At 72.8% G+C, this 20,322-nt stretch carries 17 protein-coding genes; 9 read left to right on the top strand and 8 right to left on the bottom strand.

Going from position 1 to position 20,322, the window contains the following annotated elements:
- Window positions 1-91: 91 nt before the first annotated feature.
- The 5 genes from H291_RS34760 to H291_RS0103890 form a co-directional block, all read right to left on the bottom strand.
- A complete protein-coding gene (locus H291_RS34760; protein WP_020013672.1) occupies window positions 92-1,939 on the bottom strand; it encodes a glycoside hydrolase family 3 N-terminal domain-containing protein in 1,848 nt (615 codons plus the stop codon).
- A 30-nt stretch (window positions 1,940-1,969) separates the two neighbouring features.
- Window positions 1,970-2,866 (bottom strand): carbohydrate ABC transporter permease, encoded by an 897-nt coding sequence (locus H291_RS0103905; RefSeq protein WP_020013671.1) that lies wholly within the window; start codon window positions 2,864-2,866, stop codon window positions 1,970-1,972.
- On the bottom strand, window positions 2,863-3,864 hold the full coding sequence (locus H291_RS0103900) for a carbohydrate ABC transporter permease (RefSeq protein WP_020013670.1): 1,002 nt from the start codon (window positions 3,862-3,864) through the stop codon (window positions 2,863-2,865). Before H291_RS0103900 ends, H291_RS0103905 begins: the two co-directional genes overlap by 4 nt.
- Window positions 3,861-5,141 (bottom strand): sugar ABC transporter substrate-binding protein, encoded by a 1,281-nt coding sequence (locus H291_RS0103895; RefSeq protein WP_026365374.1) that lies wholly within the window; start codon window positions 5,139-5,141, stop codon window positions 3,861-3,863. Before H291_RS0103895 ends, H291_RS0103900 begins: the two co-directional genes overlap by 4 nt.
- A 240-nt stretch (window positions 5,142-5,381) precedes the next feature.
- Window positions 5,382-6,443, bottom strand: a complete 1,062-nt coding sequence (locus H291_RS0103890; RefSeq protein WP_026365373.1) for a lipoate--protein ligase family protein — start codon at window positions 6,441-6,443, stop codon at window positions 5,382-5,384.
- Window positions 6,444-6,619: 176 nt separating this feature from the next.
- Between H291_RS0103890 and H291_RS32215 the strand changes: the two genes are divergently transcribed.
- Window positions 6,620-7,759, top strand: coding sequence for an N-acetylglucosamine kinase (locus tag H291_RS32215; protein ID WP_158610366.1), 1,140 nt, complete (start codon window positions 6,620-6,622; stop codon window positions 7,757-7,759).
- A gap of 108 nt (window positions 7,760-7,867) precedes the next feature.
- Window positions 7,868-8,779, top strand: a complete 912-nt coding sequence (locus H291_RS31995) for a MurR/RpiR family transcriptional regulator (protein WP_051109376.1) — start codon at window positions 7,868-7,870, stop codon at window positions 8,777-8,779.
- A gap of 112 nt (window positions 8,780-8,891) precedes the next feature.
- On the opposite strand, the gene cimA is transcribed toward H291_RS31995, so the two are convergent.
- A complete protein-coding gene (gene cimA / locus H291_RS0103875) occupies window positions 8,892-10,523 on the bottom strand; it encodes a citramalate synthase (RefSeq protein WP_020013665.1) in 1,632 nt (543 codons plus the stop codon).
- Between the two features lie 395 nt (window positions 10,524-10,918).
- Between cimA and H291_RS0103870 the strand changes: the two genes are divergently transcribed.
- The 7 genes from H291_RS0103870 to H291_RS0103840 are packed head-to-tail and all read left to right on the top strand — an operon-like array spanning window position 10,919 to window position 18,375.
- Complete coding sequence (locus H291_RS0103870) at window positions 10,919-12,148, top strand: inositol-3-phosphate synthase (RefSeq protein WP_198012469.1); 1,230 nt, start codon at window positions 10,919-10,921, stop codon at window positions 12,146-12,148.
- Window positions 12,145-13,128, top strand: a complete 984-nt coding sequence (locus H291_RS0103865; protein WP_020013663.1) for an SCO3242 family prenyltransferase — start codon at window positions 12,145-12,147, stop codon at window positions 13,126-13,128. Before H291_RS0103870 ends, H291_RS0103865 begins: the two co-directional genes overlap by 4 nt.
- Entirely contained in the window at window positions 13,125-14,048 is a 924-nt protein-coding gene (locus tag H291_RS28525) for a sugar phosphate isomerase/epimerase family protein (protein WP_232215985.1), read from the top strand. Before H291_RS0103865 ends, H291_RS28525 begins: the two co-directional genes overlap by 4 nt.
- Window positions 14,045-14,830 (top strand): EboA domain-containing protein, encoded by a 786-nt coding sequence (locus tag H291_RS34065; RefSeq protein ID WP_026365370.1) that lies wholly within the window; start codon window positions 14,045-14,047, stop codon window positions 14,828-14,830. The genes H291_RS28525 and H291_RS34065 overlap by 4 nt, the downstream gene beginning before the upstream one ends.
- On the top strand, window positions 14,827-15,711 hold the full coding sequence (locus H291_RS0103850; protein ID WP_020013662.1) for a TatD family hydrolase: 885 nt from the start codon (window positions 14,827-14,829) through the stop codon (window positions 15,709-15,711). The genes H291_RS34065 and H291_RS0103850 overlap by 4 nt, the downstream gene beginning before the upstream one ends.
- Window positions 15,712-15,745: 34 nt before the next feature.
- Complete coding sequence (gene eboE, locus H291_RS0103845; protein WP_020013661.1) at window positions 15,746-16,978, top strand: metabolite traffic protein EboE; 1,233 nt, start codon at window positions 15,746-15,748, stop codon at window positions 16,976-16,978.
- The gene (locus tag H291_RS0103840) at window positions 16,975-18,375 is read left to right on the top strand and encodes an alkaline phosphatase family protein (RefSeq protein ID WP_020013660.1); all 1,401 of its coding nucleotides are present in this window, start codon (window positions 16,975-16,977) and stop codon (window positions 18,373-18,375) included. The genes eboE and H291_RS0103840 overlap by 4 nt, the downstream gene beginning before the upstream one ends.
- 111 nt (window positions 18,376-18,486) lie before the next feature.
- On the opposite strand, the gene H291_RS0103835 is transcribed toward H291_RS0103840, so the two are convergent.
- Both H291_RS0103835 and H291_RS32210 read right to left on the bottom strand, forming a co-directional pair.
- Window positions 18,487-18,888, bottom strand: coding sequence for a hypothetical protein (locus H291_RS0103835; RefSeq protein ID WP_020013659.1), 402 nt, complete (start codon window positions 18,886-18,888; stop codon window positions 18,487-18,489).
- A gap of 125 nt (window positions 18,889-19,013) precedes the next feature.
- Window positions 19,014-20,165 (bottom strand): type VII secretion target, encoded by a 1,152-nt coding sequence (locus H291_RS32210; protein ID WP_157236703.1) that lies wholly within the window; start codon window positions 20,163-20,165, stop codon window positions 19,014-19,016.
- Between the last annotated feature and the right edge of the window lie 157 nt (window positions 20,166-20,322).

Here is a 20,322-nt window from a genome sequence, read left to right as displayed (position 1 = left end):
GTGAGCCCCCTTCGTTCTTCTTGCTCTGTGCTCTTGGACTTCGTGCTCTTCGTACATGACTGCTCTACCGGACTGCTCTACCGGGACTGCTCTACTGCGATTTCTCGACTGCTCCTGCTCGACCGCGACCGCGACCGCTCAAGCGCGCCACCGCAGCCGCCGCGTTGGCCCGCCCGGTCCCGCACGCCACCACGACCGCGGGGCCTCCACCGCTCAGCGTCCCGAACCAGTCCCCGACCGGCCCCGGGAGTCCCGTGTGCACCACCACCAGGTCCGGTCGGACGGCCCACAGCCGCTCCAGCCGGGCGCGTTCCGCCGACCCCGGGACGGGGTCCCGGGTGATCACGACGAGCGGTTCGGCACGACGCGGAGCACCTGCAGGGTCCTCCGCGGGAGGCCCTCCATGAAATTCTGCACCACGTTCGGTACCGATCCTGTCGAGATCCGCCGATACACCGTACCGGGTGAATCGGGCAATAAGCACTGGAAGTCCATCATCGTCCAGTCCGGGCCCCTGGGACGACCCCCCGGGCGGGTCCGTCTCCGGGTACATCCTGGCTCCGGGCCACTGCGCGGCGATCGCGGTCTGGACGTGCCGGGCCGTGCGTCCGGCGGCGTGGTCCAGCCGGACCCGCAGGTCGACGACGTCGGGCGCGGCGTCAGGCCCGAGCGGCACCAGACCCGCACCCGAGACGTGCACGACGGCGTCGGCGATGCCCGCCCCCAGCTCGGCCAGGTCCGCGAGCGCCTGGCGCGCGACCGCGGCGTCCGTCACCGCTCCCGCGGCGGCCCGCCGGTCGCGGACCGCCGCGACCATCGCGCGCGTGCGTGCCCCGGACTCCTCGAGCCGCTCGACACGCAGACGCCCGGCGGCGACGGCCCGGCTCAGCGCGTCGTACGACTCGGTGTACAGGCCGGGGTCGAGGCCCAGGCAGAGCAGGTCGGCCCCGGCCTCGATCGCGCGGACGGCGGCCTCGCCGACCGAGCCGGTGAGCTGGCGCAGCGCGCCCATGTCCAGGGCGTCGGTGATGATCGGGCCGTCGTGGCCGAGGTCGCGCAGCAGGCGCGTCGCCGCCGGCTCCACGGACGCGGGCGCCGGCCCGACGGCGGGGAAGAGCACGTGCGCGGTCATCACCGCATCGAGCCGCGACTGGTCGAGCCGAGACTGGTCGAGCCGCGACTGATCAACACGAGACCGGTCCAGCCCAGCCCGGTCCAGCCCAGCCCGCCCCTCGGGGCACAGCGCCCGCGCGAACGGCACGAGGTCACGCTCCCGGACCACGTCGAGCGGCTCGTCCACCACGGGCAGGCCCACGTGCGAGTCCACCGTGGTGGCGCCGTGCCCGGGGAAGTGCTTGCCGCACACGCCCACGCCGGCGCTGCGCACGCCGCGGGCGAACGCGATCCCGTGCCGCGCGACGGCGTCGGGCGTGGTGCCGAACGCGCGTACCCCGATCACGGGGTTGTCGGGGGCGGAGACGACGTCGAGCACCGGGCCGAGCAGCAGGTCGATGCCGGTCGCGGCGAGCACGCGGCCGAGGGCCCGCCCGGCGTCCAGCGAGATGGTGCTCGGCAGCTCGCCGAGCGCGGCCGCCCCGGGCAGGGACGAGCCGTCGGCCGCCTCCAGCCGCGACACGTCGCCGCCCTCCTCGTCGACGGCGATCACCAGGTCCGGCGAGATCGCGTGCAGGGCAGCCGAGAGCGCCGCCGTCGTCGGGACGTCCGGCGTGTTCCGCGCGAAGTAGACGACGCCGGCCAGCCCGGCCCGGGCGGCGTCGGCCAGCCAGGCGGGGACCGCGCCCCCGAGACCGCCGGAACCACCGGAGCCGCCGGAGCCACCGGAGCCGCCGGGGCCACCGACAGAGCTCTCGAACCCCGGCAGGAGCACGCCGTTGACGGCCCGCTCCGTCCGGGTCGGCCCCGCCGGCGCGTCGGTCATTCCCCCGCCCCGGTCATTCCTCAGCCCCGGTCATTCCTTCACGGCCCCCGCCGTCAGACCCGAGGCGAGCCGGCGCTGGACCAGGATGAAGAAGATCATCACCGGCACCGTGATGATCGTGGAGGCCGCCATGATGGCGCCCCAGTCGTTGGAGTGGACGCCGAAGAACGAGCGCAGCCCGATCGCCACCGTGTAGTTCTCGGTCGCCCCGCCGAGCATCGTCATCGCGAAGATGAACTCGTTCCACGCGGTGATGAAGCCGAAGATGCTGGTGGCGACCAGCCCGGGTGCCACCAGGGGCAGCAGCACGGACCAGAACATGCGGCCCCAGCTCGCGCCGTCGAGGTAGGCGGCCTCCTCCAGCTCGACCGGCACTGCCGCCACGAACCCGCGGAGCATCCAGATGCCGAACGGCAGGGCGAGCGCGACGTACACGACGATCAGGCCGGTCAGGGTCTCCAGGAGCTGGAGGTCGCGGACCTGCACGAACAGCGGGATCACGAGCGCCTCGAGCGGCACCATCTGCACGATGAGCACCAGCATCAGGATCTGGGTGCGCATCCGGAACCGGAAGCGGGCCACCGCCACCGACGCGAGCAGCGCGAGCGCCGAGGAGATGACCACGGTGCCGAGCGCGACGAGCAGGGAGTTGCGCAGGAAGGTGCCGAACCCGCCCTCCGTGAGCACGAACACGTAGTGCTCGAGCGTGGGCTCTGCGGGCCAGAAGCTGCTGGTGTGCCCGGCCTGCGCGTCGAGCGAGCTGTTCAGCATCCAGTAGACGGGGAACAGCGTGAACACGAGCAGCAGCGCCACGAGCACGCCCTTGCCGAGCTGCCGCAGGGGCGACCGGCGCCCGCCGCGCCGCAGCACCTGCGGGCCCGGCCGGGTGCGGCTCACCGCGCGCGGGGGCGTGCGGGTGGCGCTCATCGTTCCTCCTCCGCCAGGACGGTCCGCACGTAGACCGCGGTGATGGCGAGCAGCAGCAGGGTCAGCAGCACGGCGATCGCCGAGCCGAAGCCGTACCGGTTCTGCCCGAACGACTCGACGTAGGACCACACGCCCAGGTTGAGCACGGACCTGTTGGAGCCCGCGCCGCCAGGCATGAGGTAGACCTGCGCGAACACCTTGAAGTCCCAGATGGTCGACAGGATGATCACGACGGCGAACACCTGCCGCAGCTGCGGCACGACGATCGAGAAGAACCGCCGGAACGAGCCGGCGCCGTCCATCTCGGCGGCCTCCAGCATCTCCTTCGGCACGCCGAGCAGCCCCGCGAGCACGGTCACGGCCACGAACGGGAAGCCGTGGTGGATCACGTTGAGCAGCACGATCGCGTAGAACGTCCACCGGTTGGTGAACCAGTTGGTCGGGTCGTCCAGCAGCCCGAGGTTCATCAGGACGTCGTTGAAGACGCCACGGTCGGCGTCGAAGATCCACACCCACACGTACGTGCCGGTGACGGCGGGCATGGCCCAGGCCGCCATGATCGCGCTGGAGGTGACGGTGCGCCAGAAGGTGCCGAGCGACGCGAGCAGCACCGCGACCGCGGTGCCGAAGGCGACGGTGCCGACCACGGACAGCACGGCGAACCCGACGGTGTTGGGCAGCACCACCGTCCACAGCTCGGGCGTCGCCAGGATCTCGCGGTAGTTCTCCAGGCCGATCCAGTTGGGCTCACCCGTGGTGATCTCGCGCAGGCCGTAGTCCTGCAGCGAGAACAGGCCCACCCGCACCAGCGGCCACAGCAGCAGGACCGCCAGGACCAGCAGCGCGGGCGCGAGCAGCAGCCAGGGCCGCACGGCGGCGGCCCGGGCCCGTCCCGCCCATCCGCCGGCCACCCCGCCGGCCGCACCGGCCCCGTCGGGGGCCGCTGCGCGCGTCGAGGGCATGGGCGTCGAGGGCGTGGGCGGGGCGGGCGCCGTCATCCAGCGCCGTTCAGGATGCTCGTCATCTCCTCGGCGGCGGCGGTCGACGCCGTGGCGACGTCGGCGTCACCCGAGAGGATCGACTGCATCATCGTGCTGGTGGTGAGCTTGGCCTGCACCGCGCCGTAGGTGGGCGCTGCCGGGACGGACGCGCCGCCGTCGACGAACTGCTCGGCGAAGGGGGCCACCAGCGGGTCGGTGCTGGCCAGGGTCTCGTCCAGCAGCGACACCTGCCCCGGGAAGTACCCGGACTGCTCGGCCCACTGCTGCGCGAACTCACCGGTCGTCATCATCTCGACGAACGTCCAGGCGAGGTCCTTGTCGTCGGCCGTCTCGAACATGCTCAGGTGCGACCCGCCGAGCACGGACGGGGCGATGCCGCCGTCCTGGCCGGGGATCGGCACGGCGGCGAACTTGCCCTCCATGTCGGGGTTGGCCTCGACGATCGCGCCCGGGGTCCACGACCCCATGACGGCCATGCCCACGTCGCCCGCGGCGAACGAGTCGAGCACGTCGGTCTCGCGCCAGGTGGTGGCGCCGCTGGAGGAGTACCCGCCCTCGGTGGCCAGGCCCGTCCAGAACCCGATGCCCTCCTGCGCCTCCGGGCTGTCGAGGCCCGAGGTCCAGGTGTCGCCGTCCAGCGTGGCGACCTCTCCGCCGGCCGCCCACACCCACGGGTAGACCGTGAACTCGGCGTCCCCGGGGACCGCGACGGCGACCTTGTCGGGGAACTCCTTCTTCAGCGCGGCCGCGGCGTCCTCCAGCTCGGCCCACGTGGTGGGCGGCTCGACGCCGGCCTGCTCGAACATCTCCGTGTTGTAGACGAGCGAGCGCACGCCGGCGTACCAGGGCATGCCGTAGAGCTGCTCGTCGTAGGTGCCCGCCTCGACGAGGCCCTCGACCAGGTCGTCGGTGACACCGGCGCCGTCCACGTACTCGTCGAGGGGCGCGAGCGCGCCCGCGTCGGCGAACTCGGGGGTCCAGGTGGTGCCGGTCTCGGCGACGTCGGGGGTGGTCCCGCCCGCGATGGAGGTGACGAACCGGTCGTGGGCGTCGCCCCACTCGACGAACTCGACGTCGAGCGTCGCGCCCGTCTCCTCCTCGAACGCCGTGGAGACGTCGGCGAAGAAGTCTTCCGCGTCGGGGTTGGTGCCCTGCATGATCCAGACGCTGAGGGTGCCGTCACCCTCGCTGTCACCGCTACCACCACCGCCGCAGGCCGCCGTCGTGGCCGCGACAAGCAGTGCTCCGGTTGCCGCCGCCAGGGAACGTCGCATCGCTCGGGTCATCGTCTGGGCTTCCTTCCGCTGGTCCTGCGCTGGGTCTTGCGGTGGGTCCTGCGCTGGGTCTTGAGGGGCCTTGCGCCGAGAGCCGCGAGAGTAGCCAGGTCACATTTCCAAGAAATGAAATTCCCAATACGCGGCATTGCGTGGAGATTACTGACCGGGTGAAGTATCTGCTAGGGGTGTTACCAAACCGTGATTGCCCATCATGGCACGCCCCCTTTTCGCCCGCTGCTAAGGCACGCGCGCGGTCCATTCCGGTGTGCCGAACTTCGAATCCACCAGGGCCTGGGCCCGCCGCCACTCGTCGGCCGTGACCTCGCCCGGCACGGTCCGGTACCGCTCGCGGAACGAGGCCTCCAGCGCGTCGAGCACCTCGGCACGGGTGAGCCCCGTCTGCGACCGCAGTGGGTCCACGCGCTTGTTCGCGCTGCGGGTCCCCTTGTCGCTGAGCTTCTCGCGGCCGATCCGCAGCACGTCCGTCATCTTGTCGGCGTCCATGTCGTAGGCCATGGTCGCGTGGTGCAGGACGGCGCCCCCGGCGAGCCGCTTCTGGGCGGCGCCGGCGATCTTCCCGGCGGGCGAGGCGATGTCGTTCAGGGGCACGTAGGTGGCGTCGATCCCGAGCCCGTGCAGGGCGCCGATCACCCAGTCGTCGAGGAACGCGTAGGACCGCTCGAAGCTCAGCCCGTCCACGAGCGAGCCCGGCACGTACAGGGAGTAGGAGATGGTGTTGCCGGGCTCCATGAACATGGCCCCACCCCCCGAGATCCGCCTGATCACGCGGGCGCCGTGCCGTGCGGCACCCTCCGAGTCGACCTCGTTGCGCAGCGACTGGAACGACCCGATGATGACGGCGGACTCGTCCCACTCCCAGAACCGCAGGGTCGGCCCGCGGCGCCCCGCGCCCAGCTCCTCGGTGAGCACCTGGTCGAGCGCCACGTTGAGCAGCGGCGAGACGGCGGGGGTGCGGATCACCTCGAACTCGTGGTCGTCCCAGGCCGTCGCGTGGCCGAGCGCGCGCCGGGTGGCGACGGCCACGGCGTCGGCGTCGAAGCCGACGGCGGTGGCGCCGTCCAGGGCGGTCCGCACCGCCTCCGCGAGCTGCGCCTTGGAGGCGTCGGCGGGCATCCCGTCGAGGGCCTCGCCCATGGCCTCCAGGGCCTCGTCGGGCTCCAGGAAGAAGTCCCCGCTGACCCGCGTGCCCACCAGACGGCCGGGTGGTCCCGCCGCCGAGTCCACCTCGGTCTCGACACGAACCAGCTTTCCGAGTGGAACCTTGAACTCTCCTCGCACGTGTTCACACTAGGCGACGGTGCCTGTGGTGTCCGACGTCGGAGCCGCCTTAGGTACGGAAGGCAGGCGCCGACGTCGGGCACGTCCGATATTTGGCGAGAAGGCGCAGCAGAACAGACCAGAATTTCCTCTTCTCTTTAGACAACCTTGCCCTGGTTTCGTGTCAGAATGACCTGGTGTCGGAACTCTCACAGGGCATTGATGGAGTGGCGGTCGAGGCCGTTGACGCCTGGGTCGTCGCTCTCGACGTAGGCGGTAGCGGCTCGCGCCTGGTCGCCGAATTCGGCAACTCCGTGAACCCCGAGCGCATCAGCCTGAGCGGGCGCGCCGTCAAGGTGAACCACCACGGCAGCGACGCCTCGGCAGTCGTGGCCTCCCTGTGCCAGTCGTTCAACGCGTGGGCCGCCCGCATGGGCCACCACGGCATGAGCGACGGCAGCACCGCGCCCGTCTCCTCGGCCGCCGTCGGCGTGACCGGGCTGACCTCCCTGGTCGAGAAGCCGCTCGACATCCACGACATCCTGGCGCGCGAGCTGCGGACCAACCGCACCGCCGTCGCCGGTGACGCGCTCACCGCCCACCTCGGCGCCCTGCGCGGACGCGCCGGTGCGGTGCTGTCCGTCGGTACCGGCGCCGTGGCGTTCGGCTACGACGGCGTGAACCGCTGGCGCCGCGCCGACGGCTGGGGCCACCTGCTCGGTGACCTCGGTGCGGGTGTCTGGGTCGGTGGCGAGGCGCTGCGCGCCGCCGGTCGCTACCACGACGGCGCGAGCCGTGGCGCATCGAAGCGCCTGCTCGAGGCGGCCGTCGCCAAGTTCGGCCTCATCGAGAGCTGGCCCAACCAGTTCTACAAGAACGCCGAGCGCGCCAAGCAGCTCGCGTCGATGGCTCCCGAGGTGATGATCGCGGCCGCCGAGGGCGACAGCACGTCGATCCGCATCCTCGAGGAGGCCGGCCGGCACCTCGCCGACACGCTCGCGAGCGCGCTGGGCCGTGACATCCCGCCGCTGGCCTCCACGACCGGTCGCCTGGTCCAGGAGGAGTCGCCGCTCACGGTGTCGCTCACCAAGCACCTCTCCGAGGACCGCCCCGACGTCTCGCTGGTGCCGAGCCAGGGCTCGCCGCTCGACGGCGCGCTCCACCTGGCCCGCCGGCTGCGCGAGGCGCCCCACTCGGTGACCGGGTTCCGCCCGTGGCTCACCATCCGCGTGGACGGCCACCACACCAGCCGCGACACGCCGGAGGACGTGGGCGCCGCCGACGTGCTCACCGCTCAGCTGTCGGCCACCGACCTGCCCGGTGACGAGCTTCAGTGAACGACGGCAGTCACCCGCATGGTCCTTCACTGACGTGCTGTGCCCGGATCCCCGGTACGGGTGTATGTTCTCGACCCAGCCTCACCACACCATCCCGGGAGATGCGACATGACAGGTGACGTCCTCGTCCGACTCAGGCGCGCACTGCCGACCCTGCGACCCGCAGAGGCGCGAGTGGCGCAGACGGTCCTCGACGACCCGAACACCGTCGTCGCCTCGACCATCACGGAGCTCGCCGGGCACGCGGACACGTCACAGGCCACCGTGGTGCGCTTCTGCCGCGCCGTCGGCTACGCCGGCTACCCCGAGTTCCGCATCGACCTGGCGCAGGCGACCAGCCGCCGCGAGGTCGAGATGGAGCGGTCGGGCATCGCCGAGGGCGAGATCAACCAGACCGACGACATCGAGGCCGTCGTCTCCAAGATCGCGTTCCACGAGGCGCGCACCATCGAGGAGACCGCGCGCATGATCGACACCGAGGCGATCGAGCGGGTCGCCACGGCGATCTCCGAGGCCAAGCGGGTCGACGTCTACGGCGTCGGGTCGTCCAACCTCGCCGCCGCCGACCTCGCGATGAAGCTGCAGCGCATCGGCGTCTTCGTGTTCAGCTCGCCCGACCCGCACCAGCAGCTCGCCTCGTCGGCGCTGCTCGAGCCGGGCAACGTGGCCGTGGCCGTCTCGCACTCGGGCCAGACCCGCGAGACCAACCAGGCCCTGGAGATCGCCCGCAAGCGCGGCGCGCTGACCGCGGCGATCACGAACTTCCCGGACGCCCCGATCGGCCTGGTGTCCGACGTCGTGCTGGCCACCACGGCCCGCGAGACGCAGTTCCGCGTGGGCGCCATGTCGAGCCGCATCGCGCAGCTCACCGTCGTGGACTACCTGTTCGTCCGCGTCGCGCAGCGCACCTACGACCGCTCGTCGATCGCGATCAAGGCGACGTACGACGCGGTGCGCGACCAGCGCCTGGACTTCGGGACGACCAAGGCCGAGCAGCGTCCGGCGGCCCCGGTCGCCTGACCCACCCCGCCGAACTCACCCTGCCGAAGTAGAACCAGGGCGAGATAGAACTGGGGCGAGATAGAACTGCTGCAGTTCTATCTCGCCCCAGTTCTACTTCGGCAGGATGGGTTCAGGGCCGCGGGTCCACGCCCGACTTCAGCAGGCCGTACACGTACGCCTCCGTCACGGCCTCCCACGCGGCCTCGACCACGTTCGGCCCCACGCCCACCGTCGACCACGACCGCTCGCCGTCGCTGGTCTCGGTCAGCACCCGCGTGATCGCGTCGGTGCCGAGCTCGGTGTCCAGCAGCCGCACCTTGAAGTCGATGAGCTCGAACCGGGCCAGCTCCGGGTAGACCCGCGAGAGCGCGGTGCGCAGCGCCTGGTCCAGCGCGTTGACGGGGCCGTTGCCCTCCCCCGTCGTCACGATCCGCTCGCCGCCGGCGCGGAGCTTGACGGTCGCCTCGGCCACCGCGACGGCGTCCGGCGCGTGGACCGACGGCGGGGCCGCGCCCGCGGGGACGGTCTCGACGATGGTGCGCCACGACTCGACGGTGAAGAAGTCCGGCCGCTGCCCCAGCTCGGACCGCAGCAGCAGCTCGAACGACGCGTCGGCGGCCTCGTAGGTGTAGCCGGCGGCCTCGTCGTCCTTCACGCGGTTCGTGACGCGGGAGAGCAGCTCGCCCTGGCCGGCCAGGTCGAAGCCCAGCTCGCGGCCCTTGAGCTCGATCGAGGCGCGGCCCGCCATGTCGGAGACCAGCATCCGCATGTCGTTGCCGACCAGCGTGGGGTCGGTGTGCTGGTACATGTCGGGGTCGACCCGGATGGCGCTGGCGTGCAGGCCGCCCTTGTGCGCGAACGCGCTCGCCCCGACGTACGGCTGGCGCGCGAACGGCGAGATGTTCGTGATCTCGCTGATGGCGTGCGAGATCCGGGCGGCCTCGCGCAGGCCGCCGTCCGCCAGGAGGGTCATGCCGGCCTTGAGCTCGAGGTTCGCCACGACCGTGACGAGGTCGGCGTTGCCGGTGCGCTCGCCGTAGCCGTTGACCGTGCCCTGCACGTGCGTGGCGCCCGCCTCGACGGCGGCGAGCGAGTTCGCGACGGCGCAGCCCGTGTCGTTGTGCGCGTGCACGCCGAGCATCTGCTCCGGCCCGACGCCGGTGCCGGCCCGCAGCTCGCTCACGATCTCGCCGACCCAGGTGGGCAGCATGCCGCCGTTGGTGTCGCAGAGCGTGACCACCTCGGCCCCGGCCTCGAACGCGGTGCTGACGGCGCTGGTCGCGTAGTCCCGGTCGAACCGGTAGCCGTCGAAGAAGTGCTCGGCGTCCAGCACCACGCGGCGTCCCTCGCCCACGAGGAAGCTGACGGTGTCGCCGATCATCGCGAGGTTCTCGGCGCGCGTCGTCTTCAGCGCGCGCTCCACGTGCCGCACGTCGGACTTGGCGACGAGGGTCACCACGGGGGTCGCCGCGTCGAGCAGCGCGCGCACCTGCGGGTCGTCGCCCGCGCGGACGCCCGCCCGCCGGGTGGCGCCGAAGGCCGCGAGCACCGCGTTCTTCAGGGTCAGCTCGGTGGCGGCCCGGGCGAAGAAGTCGGTGTCCTTGGGTACGGCCCCCGGCCAGCCGCCCTCGATGTAGCCGACGCCGAGCTCGTCGAGCAGCGCCGCGATCGCGAGCTTGTCGGAGACGGAGAGGTTCATACCCTCCTGCTGCGCGCCGTCACGCAGCGTCGTGTCGTACACCTGGAACGAGGCGGTGGTCATCGATGCTCCCAACGATGTGTCTGGCTTGCGTGGCTGAGGTCAGATCTTCAGGCCAACAAAAAAGACCCTCCAGGGTGTGGAAGGTCTGCGCGTCCGGTGCGGTTCTCGCCGGACGCGCTACGAAATGATGATCACCTGTCGCAGGGTGGAGCTCGGGGTGAGGCACTGATTCATGCGGGTCATAGTGCCACAGCGTGGCGGGGCCCGGTAGCGGTGACCACCTGCCGGGCGGCGACCGTCCAGGGAGGCACGCCTCCTCGCCCTTGGCCGAGGCACCGGGGAGATCCCGCCGATGTCGGGAATCTCGCTTATCGCGAACGACTTTGAACTTTTGTTTGCTAATCGCCATAAGTGGGACTAGCGTGCTCGCGACGACGCCGTCGGACTGGGGAGCGATGATGCACCACGCCTCTGCACGCCACAAAGCAACCGCACGAACCGGTATCTGGTTCGTCGGGGCCCGCGGATCGGTGGCGAGCACCGCCACCGTAGGACTCGCGGCCATCGCCGACGGTCAGGCACCACCGACGGGCTGCGTCACCGCGCGGGAGCCGTTCGCCTCGGCCGGCCTCCCGGCGTTCGCCGACCTCGTGGTGGGCGGGCACGACATCTCCTCGGTCACCATGACCAAGCGCGCGGAGTGCCTGGTCGAGACCGGCATGATCGGGCCGCGCCTGTTCGCCGCCACCCACGACGCTCTCGAGCGGGCGGACGCCGAGGTGCGCCCCGGCTACGACCCGCACGGCTCGCAGACTTCCGGCTCGCCCGCCGACGGCGCCCGGGCCGAGTCCCAGCAGGCCGCCGCCGAGCGGCTCGCCGCCGACATCACGTCGTTCCAGGAGCGGCACGACCTCGCGCGCGTCGTCGTCATCGACCTGTCGTCGACCGAGCCGCCCGTGGTCCCGGCGCCCGAGCACGACGACGTCGACGCGCTGCTCGCGGCCCTGGCCGACCCGGCGCGCGCGGTGCTGCCGGCGTCCTCCGTCTCGGCGTACGCGGCGATCCTTGCCGGAGCCGCGTACGCCGCGTTCACGCCGTCGGCGGGCATGGGCCTGCCCGCGCTGACCCGGCTCGCCCGCGAGCGCGGCATCCCCGTGGCCGGGCAGGACGGCAAGACTGGGCAGACCTGGCTGCGCACCGTGCTGGCGCCCGCCTTCGCCGCCCGTGGCCTCAAGGTGCTCTCGTGGGCCGGCACCAACCTGCTGGGCGGGGGCGACGGCGCCACCCTGGCCGACCCGGACACCGTGCGCAGCAAGCTGGCCAGCAAGAACCGCGGCCTGACGGCGCTGACCGGCAGCGACACCACTCCCCTGCACATCGACAACGTGCCCGACCTGGGCGACACGAAGGTGGCCTGGGACCACGTGCACGTCGAGGGTTTCCTCGGGTCGCGGCTCACGCTGCAGACCACGTGGAGCGCGCACGACTCGATGCTCGCCGCGCCGCTCGTGCTCGACCTGGCTCGCCTGCTCGCGCTCGCGCACGCCGCCGGGATCAGCGGTCCGGTGCCGGAGCTGGGCTTCTTCTTCAAGGATCCCTGGGGCTCCGACGTGCACGACGCCGCCGACCAGGCCCGGGCCGTCGAGGAGTGGGTGCGCGGCACCGCGGCACAGGTCGGCCGATGAGCCCCCGGCCGACGGGCAGGCCCGGCCTCGCCGACGTCGCCGAGCTGGTCCGCGCCCCCGCCGCGCTCAGCGTCGTCGGCGACACCCTGGCCGGTCTCGCCGCCGGCCGGGCCGGTGCGCACGCCGCGTCCGGGGTACCGACACCGCTCCGCGCCCGGCACGCCCTGCTGCCCGTCGCCTCCGCCTGCCTCTACCTGGGCGGCATGGCGCTGAACGACTACGGCGACCGGCACGTCGACGCCGTCGAGCGGCCCGAGCGGCCCATCCCCTCGGGCCGGGTCACGCCGCGGGCCGCGCTGGCGATCGGCGCGACGCTCACCGCGGGCGGCATCGCGGCGGCGGGCCTCGCGGGCGGACGGCGCGCGCTGGCCGTCGCCGTGCCGCTGGCCGCGTGCGTCTGGACCTACGACCTGGTCGCCAAGGACCGGCCGGCCGGACCCGTCGTCATGGCAGCGTGCCGCGGGCTCGACGTGCTGCTGGGCGCCACGCCCGGCCGCCTGCGGTCGGCCCTCCCGGCCGCGGCGGGCCTGACGGCGCACACCCTCGGGGTGACCGTGCTCTCGCGCGGCGAGGTGCACGGCACCACGCCGCAGGTCGCGGGCGGGGTGGCCGCCGGGACGGTGGCGGGCGCGATCGCCGTGGCGGCCGCTCGTCCGGGCGCGGGCGCCGCGTTCGGCACTGCCGCCCGCTCGACCACTGCCCGCTCGACCACCGCCCGCTGGATCACGGCCGCTGCCGCGGGGGCCTATGCCGCGGCCACGCTGCCGGGGCAGGTCCGGGCCACGGCCCGGCCCACGGCCGCCAACGCGCGGACCGCGACCCGGGCCGGGATCCAGGCGATGGTCCCGCTGCAGGCAGCGTGGGCGGCCCGCGCCGGGGGCCTCGGCACCACCGCGCTCCTGGCCGGCGTCGCGGCGGCCGGCCACGGGCTGCGCCTGCTGGGCCGCCGGCGCGGTCGGGCCGGGGTGAGCATCACGTGAGGCCCCCGTTCCTGCTCGGTTACGGCACGAACGGCTTCGGGGACCACCCGCTCCGTGCTGCCCTGGACGTGCTCGACGACGTCGGGTACGACGCCGTCGCGGTCACGCTCGGCTTTCCGCACCTGGACCCGTTCGCGCCCCTGGCCGGCGACGACGTCACCGCGCTGCGCGCTCACCTGCGGCGGATGCGCGGGGGCACCGGGGCCGCCGCGGTCGTGGAGACGGGCACCCGGTACCTGCTCGACCCGCTGCACAAGCACCGGCCCACGCTCGTGGACCGGGACGCGACCCTGCGCATGCGGTACCTGGAGCGCGCGGTCGAGATCGCGGCGGACCTCGACGCCCGGTGCGTCTCGTTCTTCTCCGGCATCCTGCCCGACGACGCGAGCGCCGCCGACGGCTGGTCCCGGCTCAGCGAGCGCGTCGGTGAGCTCGTCGAGTTCGCCGGGGAGCGCGGTGTGCGGCTCTCGCTCGAACCCGAGCCGGGCATGCTCGTCGAGACGGTCGACGACGCGCTCCGGCTCCTCGGCGACCTGGGCACGCCGCCCGAGCTGGGCATCACCGTCGACGTGGGGCACTGCCTCGTGGTGGAGCCCGGCGGGGTCGAGGGGGCGCTGCGCGCCGCCGCGCCGTACCTGAGCAACGTGCAGCTCGACGACATGCCGACGACGCACCACGAGCACCGGCCGTTCGGCGAGGGCGACATCGACCTGCCGCTGGTGCTCGCGACGCTCGCCGACATCGGCTACACGGGGGTGGCCGCCGTCGAGCTGCCCCGGCACTCCCATGACGCGCCCCGGCTCGCCCGGGACAGCCGCGCCGCCCTGATGCGGGCGTGGGCGCAGGCGAGCAGCACCGGCACGACCAGCAACGACGCCAGCAGCACAGACGCCATCAGCAGCGAGGGGGCCCTGTCATGAACGTCGACACCACCGCAGGTCCGGACAGCATCGTGGGCAACTCCCCCGGGGCCGCCTGGTTGGACGAGGCGCGCGCCGAGGTCGCCCGTGATCCCGACAGCGTGACCCGCGCCTTCGCGTTCGCGGCCCGCCGGGTGGGGCGCGCGCCGCTGCACCCGGAGACCGACCCGAACGGCGTCGTGCACGGGACGGTGGACGACGCCGCGCGCGCCGCGCTCGTCGTCGCCCTCGCCGACGCCGTGGGTGTCGGCATGGGCGTGGGCACGGCCGTAGGCGCCGTCGCGGACCAGGACTGCGCCGACCGCCTGGTGCTCCTGTACCGGCAGGGCGACGGCGCCGAGCGGCGCGGCGTGCTGCGGGGGCTGGACGCGCTCACCACCCTGGGCGACCTCCACCCGGGCGCCGAGCCCACCACGCTCGTCACCGCCGGGCTGGAGCTCGCCGCCGACGCGCTGCGGGCGAACGACCCCAGCCTGGTCGCGGCCGCCGTCGGCCCGTTCGGGGCGCGGTACCTGGACCAGCACACCTGGCGGCACGCGATCCTCAAGCTCGTCTTCCAGGGCACGAGCCTGGCCGCCGCGAGCGACCTGGAGCGCCGGGCCGACGAGGAGCTGGCCCGCATGGCCCGCGACTTCGCCGCGGAACGCCGGGCGGCGGGCCGGTCCGTCCCGGACGACCTCGACCGCCTCACGGCCACCCGGCCCACGAACGCCCGGCAGGCAGACGCCCGGCCGACGGTCACGGCCACCACGGACACCCGGCTCAGCACCACGAAGGAGTGACGTTGCGCATCCTCGACCCGCACATCCACATGACGAGCCGCACCACCGACGACTACGAGGCCCTGTACGCCGCGGGCGTCCGGGTCGTCGTCGAACCCGCCTTCTGGCTGGGGCAGCCGCGCACCAGCGTGGGCTCGTTCACCGACTACTTCGACTCCCTGCTGGGCTGGGAACGGTTCCGGGCGGCGCAGTTCGGCGTCCGGCACCACGCGACGATCGCGCTCAACCCCAAGGAGGCGAACGACCCGCGGTGCCGTGAGGTGCTCGCCGAGGTGCGGCGCTACCTGCTGAAGGACGGCGTGGTGGCCGTCGGCGAGGTGGGCTACGACTCGATGACGCCCGAGGAGGACGAGGTCTTCGCCGCCCAGCTCGAGATGGCCAAGGAGGCCGGGCTGCCCGTGCTGGTGCACACCCCGCACCGCGACAAGCTCGCCGGCACGCGCCGCACGCTCGACGTCGTCCGCGAGTCCGGGATCGCGCCGGAGCTGGTGCTGGTCGACCACCTCAACGAGACCAACGTCGCCCTGGTGCGCGACGCCGGCGCGTGGGCCGGGTTCTCGATCTACCCCGACACCAAGATGGACGAGCACCGCATGGTCGCCCTGCTGCAGGAGCACGGGACCGACCGGATGATCGTGAACTCCGCGGCGGACTGGGGCCGCTCGGACCCGCTCAAGACGGTCCGTACGGGCCAGGAGATGCTGGCGGCCGGCTTCTCCGACGACGACGTCGACCAGGTGCTGTGGCGCAACCCCGTCGCCTTCTACGACCAGTCGGGCAACCTCGTGCTCGACCCGGTGCCCGGGTTCAGCGCGGGCGAACCGCCGACGCCGGGCGTCGAGTTCGAGGGATCGTCCGTGCTGCGCGGCGCGCGGGCCTGAGCGGACCTGAGCGAACCTGAGAAGGGATTTCCCGATGCTGCTCTCCTACTGCACCAACGTGCATCCTGCCGAGGACCTCGACGGGGTGATCGACCAGCTCGCCCGGTACGCCGGGCCCGTCCGCGAGGCCGCCGGCCTGGACACCCTCGGCGTCGGGCTGTGGCTGCCCGCGGAGCTGGCGCACCGCCTGGACACGTCTGCCGCGGACCGCGAGCGCCTGCGCGCGGCGCTCGCCGAGCACCGGCTCCAGGTGCACACGCTGAACGCGTTCCCGTACGGCGGGTTCCACCGCGAGGTCGTCAAGCTCGCGGTGTACTCCCCCACCTGGGCCGAGCGGGCGCGGCTGGAGTACGTGCTCGCGTGCGCGCGGGTGCTGGCCGACCTGCTGCCCGAGGGCGTCGCCGGGTCGATCTCGACCCTGCCGCTCGCGTGGCGCGCGCCCTGGACCCGTGCCGACGACGACGAGGCCACGCGCGCGTTCGCCACCCTGTCCGCCGAGCTGCGCGAGCTGGCACGGCGCACGGGCCGCACGGTGCGGGTCGCCGTCGAGCCGGAGCCGGGCTGCGTGCTGGACACCGTCGAGGACGTCGTCGCGTGGCTGGCGCCGCGGACCGGCGCCGAGTTCCCGGACGACCGGCGCATCGACCCCGAGCACGTGGGCGTCTGCCTGGACACGTGCCACCTGGCGGTGTCGTTCGCTGACCCGGCGGGCGCCGTCCGGAGGATCACGGACGCGGGCCTGCGGGTGGTCAAGGTGCAGGCGTCGGCGGCGCTGGAGGTCGCGGACCCGTCCGCCCCCGGCGCGCGGGACGCCGTCGGCCGGTTCGTCGAGCAGCGGTACCTGCACCAGGTGCGCGAGCTGACGGCGGCGGGCGACGTGCTGGCCTCGGACGACCTGCCCGTGGCGCTGGGCAACGAGGACCGGCGGCCCGGACTGCCGGGCGACGGGCCGTGGCGGGTGCACTTCCACGTGCCGCTGCACCACGAGCCCGCGGCCCCGCTGGCCGCGACCACCGACGTGCTGCGCGACGCCGTCGCCGCGGTGCGGGAGGCGCCGCACGGTGCCGAGGCGCACCTCGACGTCGAGACGTACACCTGGTCGGTCCTGCCGCCCGATGCTCTCCCCACGCAGCGGCCCGACGGCGCGGACGAGCTCGTCGCGGGGATCGCGGCCGAGCTGCGCTGGGCCGGCGAGCACCTGCTGACCGAAGGAGTCAGCAGCGTCGCCGAAGGAGTCAGCACCGTCACCGAAGGAGTCAACGCATGAGGCCCGTCCTGCTGCTCGACGTCGTCGGGCTGACCGCCCGCGCCCTGGCGCACATGCCGCGGCTGCGGCGGCTGGCGGAGTCCGGCTGGCACTCCGAGCTGGCCACGGTGCTGCCCGCGGTGACCTGCAGCGTGCAGTCGACGATGCTCACCGGCCTGATGCCGGCGGAGCACGGCGTCGTCGGCAACGGCTGGTACTTCCGCGAGCTGGGCGACGTCTACCTGTGGCGGCAGCACAACCGGCTCGTCGGCGGCGAGAACGTGTGGGAGGCCGCCCGGAGGCAGGCCCCGGGCTACCAGGCCGACAACGTGTGCTGGTGGTACGCGATGGGCATGTCCACCGACGTCACGATCACGCCGCGCCCGATCTACCACGCCGACGGCCGCAAGTCGCCGGACGGGTACGTGCGGCCGCCCGAGCTGCACGACGAGCTGGTGGGCCGGTTCGGCGACTTCCCGCTGTTCCAGTACTGGGGTCCGACGGCGTCGATCGCGTCGACCCGCTGGATCGTGGACGTGACGCGGCACCTGCTGCGCACCCGGACGTCCAACCTCACGACGGCGTACCTGCCGCACCTGGACTACGACCTGCAGCGGTTCGGGCCGCAGTCGCCCCAGGCCGACCGGGCGGCGGCCGAGCTGGACGCCGCGCTCGCGCCCCTGCTCGACGACGCCGAGGCCGCGGGCGTCACCGTCGTCGCCGTCTCGGAGTACGGCATCGGGCCGGCGGACCGGCCGGTGGACATCAACCGGGTCCTGCGCCGCGAGGGCCTGCTGGAGGTCTACGTGCAGGACGGGCGCGAGCAGCTCGACCCGTGGACGTCGCGCGCGTTCGCCGTCGCGGACCACCAGGTGGCGCACGTCTACGTGGACGACGCCGCGGACCTGGCCCGCGTGGCGAGCCTGCTGCGCGAGGTGCCCGGCGTCGACGAGGTGCTGGACCGCGAGGCGCAGGCCAAGTACGGCCTGGACCACGAGCGCGCCGGTGAGCTGGTGGTCGTGGCGGAGCCGGGCGCCTGGTTCACCTACTACTTCTGGCTCGACGACGACCGTGCGCCCGAGTACGCCCGCGGCGTCGACATCCACCGCAAGCCGGGCTACGACCCCGCCGAGCTGTTCTTCAACCCGGCCGACCCGCTCGCCAAGGCCAAGGCCGGCCTCAACCTGGTGCGCAAGAAGCTGGGCCTGCGGTACGCGATGGGCACCACCCCGCTCGACGCCTCGTACGTGCGCGGCACGCACGGCCGCCTGCCGGACTCGTCCGAGGACACGCCGCTGGTCCTGTGCTCGGACGGCCAGGTGCCGACGTCGGTCGCCGACTGGGTCGAGGCCGACGCGGGCCAGGTGCCGGCGTCGGCGGTGAAAGGCCTGGTGCTGGACCTCCAGGGCTTGCGCTGACTCCTGCGCTGACTCCTGCACTGACTCCTGCACTGACTCCTGCACTGACGTGTCAGACCCACAGATCCCTCTGGTGACCTGTGGGTCTGACACGTCGGTCCGGGTGCTAGCTCAGCTCGACGAGCCGATCGCGGTGAGCACGACGAACGGCTCGTCCTGCGCCACGTAGACGTCGGTGCTGTACCCGCCCCCGGACACCGCCGCGTCGAGCTCGTCCGACGACAGCCAGGTGCCGTCGGGGATCCGCTCCTCGATGGCGCTCACGACGTCGGGCGGGGTACTCACCTCCTCAGGGAGATAGGTGGCGCGCAGCTCGTCGGCGACCGCGGGATCCACCTCGACCACGGCGTCGATCCAGTACGTGCTGGGCCCGGGGGCGTCACCCAGGGTGCCGCCCATCCACTCGGCGCCGACCGGCGTGCCCAGGGCCGGGAACCGCTTGGTCAGCGGTTCCAGGTCCGTCCGCAGCTCACCGTCGCCGATCTTCTCACCCATCGTCGACTCCTCGGACATGCCGCCTCCTCCTCGTCCACCCGTACCGCTCGTCCCGTCCGGCCCGCCGCAGGCGGTGAGGAGGAGCACGACGGCTCCGACCCCAGCGACCAGCGCCCTGCCGGCCATGCCACGACCTGTCGTCATCACCGACCTCCTTCCGGCTCGGCGACCTGCACGCTGCCCGGGTCGCCCACGGTCCACGTGACCACGCGCGTGACCTGGCCGTGGCTCTCGAACGGCTTGGCCCACCCCAGCTCCGTGAACCGCCCGTTGACCGTGTCCGGCGTGCCGCTCGCGATGTCCTCGTCGCCGGCGTTGAAGTTGTAGTAGTCCTCGGCGTGCACCGTCACCGTCATGGTCGCCTGGTTCCCCTCGACCTTGACGTCGGCGCTGCTCCACTGCTGGTAGCCGCCGATCGTCTTCTGCCAGTTCTCCGTGGAAGGGTAGAGGTTGTCGTCCGACGTCGCGTGCGCGTCCCCGGTCACGGAGAACTCCCCGTTCGCGCCGGAGGCGATGAGCTCGTCGACGCCCTGCTGGGTCCGGGCGATCTCGTTGTCCACGAGCTGTCGCACGTTGTCGTCGTCGCCGTACGCCTCCTCGTAGTCGAACTCCTTGGGCAGCCCGGTGTTGTCGCGGTAGTGGCTGTAGAAGTCCGCGGCGTCCTGCAGACCCGGGTGCAGGTGTGCCGCCTTCTCCTTCAGGCCCCAGGTGTTCCAGTCCACGTAGTCGCCGAAGCCCGGGTCCGCGGAGCCGTACTCGAAGTCGTCGTCCCACGTGATGTCGGGCTTCGTGGGCGGCCCGATCACGTAGCCGGGTCCGCCCGCCTCGCCCGGCCGAGCCCCGGGGGCGAACGGCCCCATCGGCGGCGGCGCGGGCGCCGGAGCGTCCGCGGTGTCGTCGCCGCGGTCCCGGCCCGCGTCGGTGCTCGCCGCGGCCAGCTGATAGCCCGGCTGACCCGTGGCCGTCGCCGCCGAGACGCCCGCGACGGTCCCGCCGACCGCGGCTCCCCCGACCGCGGCTCCCCCGAGGTCGGCACTCGTCCGCTCCTGGGCGTCGGCGTTGGCCCGCAGCTTCTCGGCCAGGTCGGAGAGCGCCGCCGCCGCCAGCACGGCCGCCGGGCGGTGCCGTTCGTGCCACTCGTCCTGGAACATCTCGGACGACGGCCCGAACCACGGCACCTCGCCGACCTGGCGGGTCACGATCTCCAGCGCGCTCGACAGGCGCTCTGCCTCGCCGTCCAACGACGTGGCCATGTCCCGCAGCTGCTCGATGTCAGCACCGACAAACCCGTCCACTGCCCGCCCCTGTCGCCGCCGTGCCTGCCGATGCCCGTGCCTGTCGAGCCCGTGCCTGTCTGTTTCAAGGCCACTCGATACGCGTCATGCCTGCTCAGACGATAGCCATCGGGCCGTCCGGACACCATGGGCACCACTCCCCACCCCGGCGGCGTGG

The sequence above is a fragment of the Promicromonospora sukumoe 327MFSha3.1 genome, assembly GCF_000385135.1.
GTDB classification, from domain to species: Bacteria; Actinomycetota; Actinomycetes; order Actinomycetales; family Cellulomonadaceae; genus Promicromonospora; species Promicromonospora sukumoe_B.
Note: the sequence above shows the minus strand (reverse complement) of the source record. Positions and strands in the feature narration are given on the sequence as shown.